The organism is Bacillus sp. CH_70 (assembly GCF_038007045.1).
GTDB lineage: Bacteria > Bacillota > Bacilli > Bacillales > Bacillaceae_G > Bacillus_A > Bacillus_A cereus.
In genome coordinates this window covers 812,049-823,527 of sequence record NZ_JBBOWL010000001.1, presented here as the reverse complement: position 1 = coordinate 823,527, position 11,479 = coordinate 812,049, and the positions used below count along the sequence as shown (strand labels likewise).

The window sequence follows — 11,479 nt, the reverse complement described above, 5'->3', positions numbered from 1 at the left end:
CATGCTTGCTTCTTTTTATTTTCACACCGTATGCTTAAAAGTAAATAACTCTTCTTTCGACTGCACAACAGATTGTCCCTCTTCTACAACATCCTTCTTTAGCTCTCCTCCTAACCTTACTTTCATCATCGCCTCTTCGATACTTTTTACAATCATATTTCCTGAAAAAATAGTAAGTCCAAAAAATGTAATCGGAACGAGAGGGATCCATGGATTCACTGTTAATGATCTAAAATAGACTCCAATTAAACCTGACCATTCATGTGTGTAAGAGTCTATTTCTTCTATCGGTCCTAAAAACTGAACTGTTCCGCCAAAGAATATTTCCAGTAATCCTAAGTGCAGTAAAATAGTAAGAGTTTGCGTAAACTGCTGAAAAAATACAAGTATAAACGTCATATAGAGATGCGGGAAAATATGCTTTATAACAATATGCCTTCTCGATCCACCTAATATGCGCGCGGCATCAACAAATTCTTCCGTTCGCAATTTACGAACTTCCTTCGCCACATACAGTGCAATAACTGGCATTACAAGCAGTACAAGTAATACCACTTGAAACGAAGCCCTTTCAAAAAAGGTTGTTGTCTCCTCTCCGCTTCCAAATGTATTTGCAGATTGAAGAAAAAAATACGCAATCATAACTGTCGGAATAACTGTAAAACTATCAAAGAAAGCCTCAATTTTTGAAAATCCTCTTTTTATATACGTTCCGAGTACGACACCGAAAAACACACCTATTACCATTCTAAGTGCCGCAATTAAAATAGATATACCAATCGTCCACTTCGCGCCCTCAATGACTAAATGTAACAGGTCATACCCTTTCCGGTCTGTCCCGAGTAAAAATTGTAATGAAGGTGGAAACGGTGGCACTTGTGGATTTTCATCCGCATCATATTGCAATGTAACTTGTCTAATATGTCCATCATTCCATAACGTATTTCCGATGCTCAAAAGAACTAATAGGAGAAGAAACCCAATGCTTATCCAAAATCTTTTATCACGTTTTATATACGTCCACATATTATAATCTCTCCTTCATCGCAGCCGGAATGAGATAATGAAACAATTTAAATAAAATAAAAATCGGAATATATATAAGAAGCACACTAACGATGAAAACCTCAACTCTAATACCAAAATACGATTTCAAAAACATAAAAATACCACCCGTATTAAAAATCCATTCTATAATATATAAATTAGATAACATAAAAAAGATATTCGTTTTCGCAAAGAATAATGTACTAAGCAACACATTTCGTAAAATATGACGATTTAAAATATGAAAGCGCCCCAGCCCTTTCGCCTTAGCAAATAGTACATAATCTTTTTCTAGTTCATTTTCAAAACGAAGCACGACCATTTTTACAAACATAATCGTAGTCGGGATGCTCAAACACACGATTGGCAACCCCCTAATCGACTCGCCTCCAATTGAAGCAATTTGAAAAGGTAAAAAACCTGTTTGTTTAAAAAACCATACAACTAAAATTTGTGATACTAAAATAAGAAGGATATCTGGAATGGATTCTAGGAAGATAAGAAATGATTTAATTCGATGTTGTATACGCGGTGAACTACTCATAATTACATAAACAATACAAAATGCTACAAATAATGAAATGAAAAAAGCAGCTAAAAATATAATAATTGTTTCTTTATAATGGACAAACAACTGTGGAAATAAAAATTTATCTCCCACATATTTAAAATTGGAGATGTCCATTAAATTCACAAACACTTCTTGTAAACTCTTTATGTACTGTGATGCATGCAGCTCAAATCCATAAAATAGTTTCGGCAATGTCCCTAAACAAATAATACCCAAAATCGAAATAAGAAATTGAAACGTCACTTCCATCCCATTCAGAAAAAATTTTTTGACCACGTTTTCCCTTCTCTCTTTATATAATTTACTCTCTAATATTATTCTTAATTTTCTGAATTGTAAATATTTTAAGAGTGAAAAATCACTAGGCTATGATCCTAGTGATTCCTTATGCGCATGCCTTTCTCTTTTCGCAAACGGCATATACAAAACCAAACATCCAATAAGCGCAGCTATTTCTAATGAAATAATATAGTAAGGATGCGGCCCTAACATATCAAGTAATGAAGCTGTTTCTGGCTTATGAGCTAAAAACATATAATTACCACCTGTTTTGTAATTTACAAACGAAACAATTGGAATCAATATGTTTAAAAATATCATTGTGCGTTTAATAGATTGTACTGTCGGACGATATCCTTCCACCCAAGTCATAAAGAGTGGTGCCCAAATGAGCAATATATGCGCGATAAAATATTCAATGAAACGAAAATGCGGAAAAGCATACTGCAAGTTTGGCGTTAAAATAGCTTGTGATGCACCAATAATTCCCGTGAAAAATACAATCTCATATATGCGGTAACTTTTCGTTACGATCATAATCGACGCTAATAATAAACTAATCGTACATAATTCAAACGGTAATGAAGTAGCTAGCTCAAAAATCCCCGCTTTCCACTCCCACATATGAAGCCCAATTTCACTACCTATAAATAAAAATGCAATTGCATATCGAACCGTTATATTCCACTCACTTTGACGTAATACATCTTGGTATTGATACAGAAAAAATATCCCCACCAACATAATAAATAATATAAGGGCATGTTGCCTTGAGTATGGAATAAATGGTTTTAATGGGTGTGCGCTAAAATAAGCTTCCATCTTCCTTCCTCCTTTCCTCCATACAATATTATTGTAAGAAAGAAACGACGAGTCAATTCATTTGCTTACACTAGGACAACCTCTACCTTACATTTACATATTCATACCTTACAAAACTGTAAGGTTATTGTAAGCTAAAACGATTTGTCAGATTCTTCACCTCTTCTATACTTAATGTAGATACTAAAACGAACGAAAAGGTGATAAATAGATGAAGAAGAAAAATAAAGTGTTAATTACTAGTGTAGTAGCAATCGGAATTGCAGCTGGATCATACTTTGCATTTGCTGGGGGCGGTTCAGATGTAGCAATGGCATATAGCGGATATAAAGTAACCGAAAAACAAATCCAAAACGCGCAAAAATTTGGTGGCGAAGTTATTCCAAATGGAATTGAAACTATTTCATTCGATCCAACAAAAGGAACATATGAATTAGCTGTAAAAAAAGGCGATGAAGTGAAAAAAGGTCAGCTTCTATTTAAATACAATGACCCGACTGCTAAACAAGGGGTAACAGAAGCAGAAATGCAAAAGAAAATCGCACAAAAAGAAGTAACGTTGTTCCAAAAACAAATTGATGCGGCGAAACAAAAATTACAAAAAGATAAAAATTCAGGCCTTCCTGCTGAAGCATTAAAAGCATCAGAAGCTGAAGTTGGGCAATTAGAATCACAACTTGAAATGAAAAAGTTTGAAGTTGAAAAAGCTGATGAAATGATTAAAACAGCAAAAGAGAAAGTAAACACTCTTTCTGTAACAAGTCCTGCTGATGGCGTAATTGATGATATCGTGAAAACTGCTGACGAAAAAACAGGTATGAGCGGAGTTACTCTTCGTCACGCTGGTCAATTTAAAGTAAAAGGTCAACTTTCTGAATATGAGCTTGCTAGTATGAAAGTTGGGCAAGAAGTAACTGTTTCATCAAAAACTGTCGCTGGTAAGACTTGGGCAGGAAAAGTAACAGAAATCGGTTCTACACCATTAAAGAGCATGGATGAAAATAAAACTGTTTCTAACTATCAATTCACTGTCACATTAGATAATAGTGACGAATTACAAAACGGATTCCACGTTTACGTAACAAGTAAATCTGGCGAAGCAACTGGTACAATTGTTCCGAAAAGCAGTATCGTGAAAAAAGGTGACAAAAATGTTGTCTTCGTTGTAAAAGACGGTAAAGCGAAAGAACAAGCAGTTACTGTTGAATTCGAGACTGATAGCGAAGCAAAAGTTTCTGGAGTGAAAAAAGGAGAGGAAATTATCTCTAAGCCTGAAAAAGACTTAAAAGATGGTATGGAGGTTGTCGCCCAGTGATTAACTTAAAAGGCATCACGAAATCCTTCCAAAATGGTGCAGAGTCCGTTCAAATATTACACGGAATTGATGTAACACTGAACCAAGGAGAATTCACTTCGATTATGGGACCTTCTGGTTCTGGTAAATCAACATTAATGAACATTATCGGTTGCTTAGATAAACCGACGACAGGTACGTACGAACTAGCTGGTCAAAACATTTCAAACATGTCTGAAACAGAACTTGCACACGTACGTAATAAAGAAATCGGATTCGTATTCCAAAACTTCATGTTATTACCTAGACTTACAGCACTTCAAAATGTAGAGCTACCTCTTATTTACGCTGGAGTCGATAAAAAAGAAAGACGTGAGCGCTCGTTAGCTGCTTTAACAAAAGTAGGCTTAGCTGATCGCGCTACTCACTTACCGAACGAATTGTCTGGTGGGCAAAAGCAGCGTGTCGCTGTTGCACGTGCAATCGTAAATAACCCAAAATTCATTTTAGCCGATGAACCGACGGGAGCACTTGATACGAAAACAAGCACACAAATTATGGACCTCTTTTACGAATTAAATAAACAAGGCTCAACAATTATTATGATTACCCATGATCGTGAAATCGGAGAAGCTGCAGCACGTCAAATTGTAATTCGTGACGGAAATATCGTCCAAGATTGGAGAGGTTAATTTTGAATACGAGTGAAAATATACGCATGGCCCTTTCCTCTATCTTTGCTCATAAGATGCGTTCTATCTTAACAATGTTAGGTATTATTATCGGTATTAGTGCCATTATTACTATCATCTCAATGGGTGATGGTACAAACGCAAAGTTTAAAAAAGAATTAGGCCAAGGAAAAGATAATGAAGTAACGATTTACTACAACAACCCTGATTACGGAACAGATAGTGCCAAAATCACACCTGATATGCTAAACCGTCTGCAAACTGTACCAGGCGTTAAAGATGTATATCCAGACGTAAGTATGAAAGTAAAAGCATCTGCTGGTTCAAAAGATGTAAATCTTGATTTAAAAGGTGGAACAGGCGCCTTTATGAAAGATTCAAAAATAAAATTAGTTCACGGTCGTGAATTAAATGACAGTGAACTAAACCAAGCAATCCCTGCTGTTATATTAAATGAAGAAGCTTTCAACAAATTATTTAGTGGTTGGGAATCAAACCAATACACAGATATAAAAGGAAAGCCTTATAAAATAGTCGGTGTATACGAAACGAAAAACGACTTCGGAATGCCTATGCCTGAAGGTTATACGTCACTTGAAAACGCGCCTGTCATTTCAGGAGTAACTGAGTATGACTCTGTAAGATTAACAATGACCTCTCCGACAGAACGTAAAAGTGTAGAAAAACAAGCTGTTTCTGTCTTAAACGAAATGAAAGCTCCTAAATTTGAGCACAAATTCGAAGCACAAGATTTAGGTGAATTTACGAAACAACTAGACGAATCAATCGGTATGATGAAAATGGTATTCGGTGGTATTGCTGCTATCTCCTTACTTGTTGGTGGTATCGGTGTAATGAACATCATGCTCGTATCTGTAACAGAACGTACACGTGAGATTGGTATTCGTAAAGCACTTGGTGCAACACGTGGTAAAGTATTAACACAATTCTTAATCGAATCTTGTATTTTAACAGGACTTGGTGGTTTCATCGGATTCATGCTTGGTATTTTCTTCGCTTGGATCGTCTCAATCTTTGCTGGATGGCCACTCGTTGTCTCAAAAGAACTTGGACTTCTTGCCGTAGGTATTTCAATGCTAATCGGTATTGCATTCGGACTACTACCAGCCAACAAAGCTGCAAAACTTGATCCAATTGAATGTTTACGATATGAATAAACAAAAACGTAGGAGTTTACACTCCTGCGTTTTTTATTTACCTATTAAATCGAGTTTCTTCTATTATATATATTTCACGTTACAACTATCACTCTAATACTCTTCATTATTTATAGGTACTAAGGCTATTATCTAATCCTATTATTGCAAAAATACTATGTAACAGACGAAAATCAAGGCGTAATTTTTTCCATGCTTCGACTGATTTTGTAACAATTATATCGATATTTCATTAAATTTCACCTCATTTATATCTTTTTACATCTAAAAAGGTTATCATTCCATAACTATCTTCTCATTCAGACAGTAAAATACGCTATTTTTGTAACACTATAGATATCCACAAGAAATATTACCGTAACATTATTAATGTTACGGTAATTGAAATGCTACTCGTTTTGTGTTTTACATGCCCTAATACGCCAAAAAACAACAAGGAAGCGCTATCAGGATATTTATGGAATTGTTACAGAATATTAATGCCCCGTTACGAAAGCTTTGTAATTTTATGTTTTTCGCAAATAAGAAAATAATGGTTGCTATAATGAGGTCAACGAAAACAAATGCAATGGAGGCTATTATGAAAAAATTTATGGGTATAGCAACAGCAGCGGTTTTTGGTCTTGGGATTTTCACAACATCTGCTAAAGCAGAAACGATCGTAACGACTGACGTACTAAACGTACGAGAAAACCCAACTACTGAATCAAAAGTTGTAGGAAAATTATTAGATGGATATAAAGTAAATGTTTTACATACAGAAAATGGTTGGTCAAAAGTTCAATTGAATAGCGGTAAAGAAGCTTTCATAAGCGCTGACTATACAAAAGACACTTACTACGTAACAGCAAACGTATTAAATGTACGTGCTAGTGCAAACACAGATTCAGAGATTCTTGGTAAGTTGAAAAAAGATGATGTAATCGAAACAACACACCAAGTACAAAATGATTGGATTCAATTTGAATATAACGGAAAAACAGCTTATGTTCATGTTCCTTACTTAACAGGTAAAGCACCAGTTAAAGTTCAACCAGTAGTTAAAGCTGAAAAAACAACTACAGTTCAAGATACAGCTAAAGTTCGTGAAGCAGTTAAAGCTCAGGAAGTAGCTGAAACTCAAGCAAAAGCTCAAGCAGCTTCAGCTACTAAAGCTCGCGAAGCAGCTGAAGCTCAAGCAGAAGTTAAAGCTCAAGAAGCGGCTAAAGCTCGTGAAGCAGCTAAGGCTCAAGAAGCAGCTAAAGCTCAGGCAGATGCTGAAGCTCAAGCAGAAGCTAAAGCTCAAGAGGCGGCTAAAGCTCGTGAAGCAGCTAAAGCTCAAGCAGATGCTGAAGCTCAAGCAGCGGCTAAGGCTCAAGAAGCAGCTAAAGCTCGTGAAGCGGCTAAAGCTCAAGCAGATGCTGAAGCTCAAGCGGCTAAGGCTCAAGAAGCAGCTGAAGCTCGTGAAGCGGCTAAAGCTAAAGAAGCAGCTAAAGCTCAAAAACCAGCTACACAACAACCTGCTGCAAAAGAAACTGAAACAAGTGCACCATCATCTTCTCGTGAGTTACGTGTTGTAGCAACAGCTTACACAGCAGATCCACTTGAAAATGGTTATAAAGCAGGCGACCAAGTAAAATCAGCTATGGGTCACAACTTAACAGCTAATCCAAACATGAAACTAATTGCAGTTGATCCAAGTGTCATTCCATTAGGTTCAAAAGTATGGGTTGAAGGTTACGGAGTAGCAATCGCTGGTGATACTGGTGGAGCTATTAAAGGTAATAAAATCGACGTTTTAATGCCAGATAAAGGCACATCAAGTAGCTGGGGACGTAAAACAGTTACAGTTAAAGTATTAAACTAGTTAGTAAAAAAGAGTCAGTCTCATCGTTGAGGCTGGCTCTTTTTTATGATTCTTACATTCTTTCTTTCTCTTGAAAGTAAGTAATATTATCTCGAAGCCACTTCCTCTCCGACATAAACAAGTTTCCACGTTTTTTGTACACTTTATCAAATGTCTTTAAAACTTCTTCCTGATTAACAAACTTATGTAGGAAACGAAGAGCAATGATAATCTCTGATTCATCCGTAGGCTCTACTTCATTTTTACGTCTTCTAGCGACAATTTTATTCACACGTTCGCAAATTGGTCTCATTGCCATTTCGTCGCCATAGATATAAATAGCTCGAACAGCTTCATATTTCACCATCACATTTCTATCATGCAAAGCTTCAATATAAACTATTTGTAAGTCTGTTCTTCCGATTTCTGCTAAAGTCTCAATAGCTGCTGAACGAATATAAGCACTATCGCAGTGTAAAAGTTTCGTTAAAGATAGAATCGATCGCTTTGTTCCAATCTCATGTAAAGTGGCACATATATTTACAATATCATCTCGATTCTCTTCCACTGTAAGTAACTTCAATAAAGCATCTTCTGCTCCCAACGATTTACACAACTTTAAAGCGATGACAGCGGAATAACGAACTCCACTATTTTTATGATATATGTAAGGAATAATTTTATGTGCATTGCTCGCTTCAGATAATTTACTTAAATCTATAAGCATACTATCCAACACTATCCTGCTTTCTTCACTTTCTAACCGATTTATCAAATAATCTGCTATATACATCTCTCTAGTATTTATTGCAAGTTGTGTAATTAAAAAATAAAGGTTTGTTTTTATATATACTTTTCGTGCTTCCGTTACTTTCTCTTGCAAACAAGAAAAAAGGGATAAATCATTTAACTGCATCGCTTCTTCATACGCACATTGCCGAATACCTGCTTCTTCATCATCCATCCGCCTTAATAAATCATCTATATACTCTTCCATCTCCTTCTCTCCCGTCCAAATGAAATCTATCTCTTTGCATTCTATATACGATAGACTACTATATCAATAGAAAAAAGAGGATGCCACAGCATCCTCTCCTTCTCTTCTCTATTCCACACAAGTAAACTGCGTCCAAGCTCCTACATAATCTAGTAAGAATAACTCCTCTTCCGCAATTGTACCGACGATATTTTTCCGTTCATCTATCGGCATTTCTTTCAAGATGATTTGCAGTTCACCTTTATACTTTCCGAATGAGTTATTACCAATTACAACTTGCCCTCTTTCCTGTAGCACACTTTCACGCACTGGGAAGTCATAATCTTTGTACTTTTTACGTACTTCTGTAGAACGTACCATATACTCTGTTATGTCGCCGCGTCTTACGTGTAATTCTTGCAGCGTAGCTCTCTTCTCTACTTCAGTCGCTTCGTCTACAAATTGTACTTTCAGCTGTAACATGTATCGATTTAAGTTTCCTAGTTTCTCTAACTCTTCCTCACTCGCATAAGCATTTCCGATAATGACATCATCAATTAGCCCTGTCGCCCATAAATGCTTCGCTTGCACTTCAATTGGTAAATTACGATGCTCTTCTAACGTACATAATCCGTCGTTAATATCCCATGGACCGATGTTTGCGGCATGTGATGTAATAAATGCTGCACTGCGAATACCATGCTTTTTAAAGCGTTCACTACAGCGAATGAAATAATCGTACGGAAGACCAGTGAATTTTTGCGGATAAAAATTATGACAACCAATTAAAGCTGATTTATTCGCTTGATGCGAAAGAATATTTTCTAAGTACGCAATATCGTTACTTACATTTAACTCAATTTTTAAACCGTACGGATTATTCGTCATTTTCGCTTCCGTTAATCCGTCAAAACCTACATCTAAACGAATACCGTCTGCACCTAACTCTGCGAAAAATGATAGATCGCTATAACTAATATCAAGCTGATCAAACACAGCCGGAGCTACATCTAGAATAACTTCCATATTATTATCTTTTGCGTGATTAATAATCTCTTTAAATTCAGATACAATTTCTTCTTTCGGACGATTCACAGATAACAAACAAGTAAATATTCTTGAAAAACCGTGTCGTGCCGCTGCCGAAATATATGCCATATCTTTTTCTTTCGTTGAATGTTCTGGATAAAGTGAAATTCCTAATTTACGCTCCATGCTTTTGCATCTCCTTCACACGTTGTATTAATGCCATGCTCGTAAATCTATATTTTGCAGATAAACATGTTGCACATAAAATTGTCGGTACAATAATTACGTACGGTGATTGCAATCCTAACATTACATATGCACCCATTGAACAACCGATAAATAAAACTGATACTAGTAGTAACACTAATAAAGATTTACTTTGTACCCATTTCGAATAATGGGCAATACACTGTCCGACCACGAATGTAATTAAGATGATAATTGCTCCGAGCATTCTGTTTTCTCCTCTCCTGCTAATTGTTGTTTCTCATACATTTTGAAGAATGGATAGTAAATAACGAATGAGATCGCAAAGTTAACAAGTACAAGTACACCAGCCATAATTGTCCAGTCCGTGCTAATAATCGCTGCAATTGGTGCTAACATCGTAAATGGCAGTTTCGCCATCATGAGTGGAATCATACCTGAAACAACTGCGAAATATGATACTGTCGTTGTCACTAACGGTGTAATAACGAACGGAATAATTAAGATTGGGTTCATTACAATCGGAGCCCCGAAAATAATTGGCTCGTTAATATTGAATAAACCTGGTACGAATGATAATCTACCTAACTCTTTTAGGAACTTAGATTTAGAGAACATAAACATAATTACTAAAGCTAACGTTGAGCCTGATCCGCCAATCCATACGAACCATTGAATGAATTGCTCTGTAAATAAGTTTGGTAACTGATGTGCATTTCCTGTAGCCGTGAATACTTCCATATTTTCAAGAATTGCTGAATCCCACATCGGACGAATAATTGGTCCTAAAATCGCTGGTCCATGTATACCGAATGACCAGAAAAACACGATTAAGAATACTGTTAATAAACCACCGAATAAATTATTTCCTACTAATACTGATTTTAATGGTGCGATTAAATATGTGATCGTTGTATTCACATCAAATTTCAAACCGTAGCGAATGCCCCAGAATAAAAGAATAACTGCTAATGTTGGAATTAATGCTGCAAACGAATTTGAAACTGCTGGTGGTACACTATCTGGTAATTTAATCGAGATATTATGCTTAATCATAAAATGATAAATTTCTACTGCAATTAATGCTGTAACAATTGCACCGAATAAAGACGTTGCACTTAATGTTCCTACTGAAATATATCTCCCTGCATCAATAACACCTGGTACAGCTTTCGTAATTTGAATTGGTTCAACTGATGCTAGTAAAAAGGCGAGTACAGATAATAGCCCTGCACTTAACTGATTGAGCTGATAAAAGTTCGCGAGCGAAGCCCCTACACCAAACGCTGCGTATAATGCCATTAGTCCTACTGTAAATCGGAATGGAATATCTAAAATATGGCGAAACGGTGCAATCCATTCCATATATGCATCAATTGGTAAATTTAAAAAGATAACGAAAAATGATCCGACGATCGTTAACGGTAATGTAGAAATAACACCGTTTCGAATTGCTAATAAATGTCGTTGTCCTGCGATTTTTTGCGTTGTTGGCATAATCTTTTGTTCCATAAAACTCATAAACCCATTCATCAATAGCCCTCCTCTTTCTCTCTACT

Annotated in this window: 11 protein-coding genes; 4 read left to right on the top strand and 7 right to left on the bottom strand. The window is 36.2% G+C overall.

What is annotated here, in order from left to right:
• Positions 1 to 21 precede the first annotated feature (21 nt).
• From N2V79_RS04175 to N2V79_RS04165, 3 genes are all read right to left on the bottom strand, one after another.
• Entirely contained in the window at positions 22 to 1,026 is a 1,005-nt protein-coding gene (locus N2V79_RS04175; protein ID WP_069355050.1) for an ABC transporter permease, read from the bottom strand.
• Position 1,027: 1 nt separating this feature from the next.
• A complete protein-coding gene (locus tag N2V79_RS04170; protein ID WP_069355049.1) occupies positions 1,028 to 1,894 on the bottom strand; it encodes an ABC transporter permease subunit in 867 nt (288 codons plus the stop codon).
• Positions 1,895 to 1,984: 90 nt separating this feature from the next.
• Positions 1,985 to 2,719, bottom strand: a complete 735-nt coding sequence (locus N2V79_RS04165; RefSeq protein WP_000388700.1) for a YwaF family protein — start codon at positions 2,717 to 2,719, stop codon at positions 1,985 to 1,987.
• Between the two features lie 211 nt (positions 2,720 to 2,930).
• Between N2V79_RS04165 and N2V79_RS04160 the strand changes: the two genes are divergently transcribed.
• From N2V79_RS04160 to entC, 4 genes are all read left to right on the top strand, one after another.
• Positions 2,931 to 4,034 (top strand): efflux RND transporter periplasmic adaptor subunit, encoded by a 1,104-nt coding sequence (locus N2V79_RS04160; protein ID WP_000728804.1) that lies wholly within the window; start codon positions 2,931 to 2,933, stop codon positions 4,032 to 4,034.
• Complete coding sequence (locus tag N2V79_RS04155) at positions 4,031 to 4,705, top strand: ABC transporter ATP-binding protein (protein WP_000609100.1); 675 nt, start codon at positions 4,031 to 4,033, stop codon at positions 4,703 to 4,705. The genes N2V79_RS04160 and N2V79_RS04155 overlap by 4 nt, the downstream gene beginning before the upstream one ends.
• Positions 4,706 to 4,731: 26 nt before the next feature.
• A complete protein-coding gene (locus tag N2V79_RS04150; RefSeq protein WP_423249793.1) occupies positions 4,732 to 5,883 on the top strand; it encodes an ABC transporter permease in 1,152 nt (383 codons plus the stop codon).
• Between the two features lie 457 nt (positions 5,884 to 6,340).
• Positions 6,341 to 7,729, top strand: a complete 1,389-nt coding sequence (gene entC / locus N2V79_RS04145) for a cell wall-binding protein EntC (RefSeq protein ID WP_340719594.1) — start codon at positions 6,341 to 6,343, stop codon at positions 7,727 to 7,729.
• A gap of 52 nt (positions 7,730 to 7,781) precedes the next feature.
• Here entC and N2V79_RS04140 read toward each other — a convergent pair whose 3' ends face one another.
• The 4 genes from N2V79_RS04140 to N2V79_RS04125 all read right to left on the bottom strand — a co-directional run bounded on the left by N2V79_RS04140 (position 7,782) and on the right by N2V79_RS04125 (position 11,453).
• On the bottom strand, positions 7,782 to 8,705 hold the full coding sequence (locus tag N2V79_RS04140) for a HEAT repeat domain-containing protein (RefSeq protein ID WP_340719593.1): 924 nt from the start codon (positions 8,703 to 8,705) through the stop codon (positions 7,782 to 7,784).
• Between the two features lie 108 nt (positions 8,706 to 8,813).
• Positions 8,814 to 9,899: a DUF871 domain-containing protein gene (locus tag N2V79_RS04135; RefSeq protein ID WP_053565185.1), complete on the bottom strand. Its 1,086-nt coding sequence runs from the start codon at positions 9,897 to 9,899 to the stop codon at positions 8,814 to 8,816.
• Positions 9,889 to 10,167, bottom strand: coding sequence for a hypothetical protein (locus tag N2V79_RS04130; RefSeq protein WP_000900048.1), 279 nt, complete (start codon positions 10,165 to 10,167; stop codon positions 9,889 to 9,891). Before N2V79_RS04130 ends, N2V79_RS04135 begins: the two co-directional genes overlap by 11 nt.
• Complete coding sequence (locus N2V79_RS04125) at positions 10,143 to 11,453, bottom strand: PTS sugar transporter subunit IIC (protein ID WP_053565186.1); 1,311 nt, start codon at positions 11,451 to 11,453, stop codon at positions 10,143 to 10,145. Before N2V79_RS04125 ends, N2V79_RS04130 begins: the two co-directional genes overlap by 25 nt.
• Positions 11,454 to 11,479: the final 26 nt, after the last annotated feature.

What these genes read in the sequence shown, in the direction of transcription:
- N2V79_RS04150 (WP_423249793.1), top strand. Translation starts at nt 4,732, where the DNA reads ATGGCCCTTTCCTCTATCTTTGCTCATAAGATGCGTTCTATCTTAACA.
- N2V79_RS04130 (WP_000900048.1), bottom strand. Translation starts at nt 10,167, where the DNA reads ATGCTCGGAGCAATTATCATCTTAATTACATTCGTGGTCGGACAGTGT.
- N2V79_RS04165 (WP_000388700.1), bottom strand. Translation starts at nt 2,719, where the DNA reads ATGGAAGCTTATTTTAGCGCACACCCATTAAAACCATTTATTCCATAC.
- N2V79_RS04175 (WP_069355050.1), bottom strand. Translation starts at nt 1,026, where the DNA reads ATGTGGACGTATATAAAACGTGATAAAAGATTTTGGATAAGCATTGGG.
- N2V79_RS04135 (WP_053565185.1), bottom strand. Translation starts at nt 9,899, where the DNA reads ATGGAGCGTAAATTAGGAATTTCACTTTATCCAGAACATTCAACGAAA.
- N2V79_RS04140 (WP_340719593.1), bottom strand. Translation starts at nt 8,705, where the DNA reads ATGGAAGAGTATATAGATGATTTATTAAGGCGGATGGATGATGAAGAA.
- N2V79_RS04160 (WP_000728804.1), top strand. Translation starts at nt 2,931, where the DNA reads ATGAAGAAGAAAAATAAAGTGTTAATTACTAGTGTAGTAGCAATCGGA.
- entC (WP_340719594.1), top strand. Translation starts at nt 6,341, where the DNA reads ATGGAATTGTTACAGAATATTAATGCCCCGTTACGAAAGCTTTGTAAT.
- N2V79_RS04125 (WP_053565186.1), bottom strand. Translation starts at nt 11,453, where the DNA reads ATGAATGGGTTTATGAGTTTTATGGAACAAAAGATTATGCCAACAACG.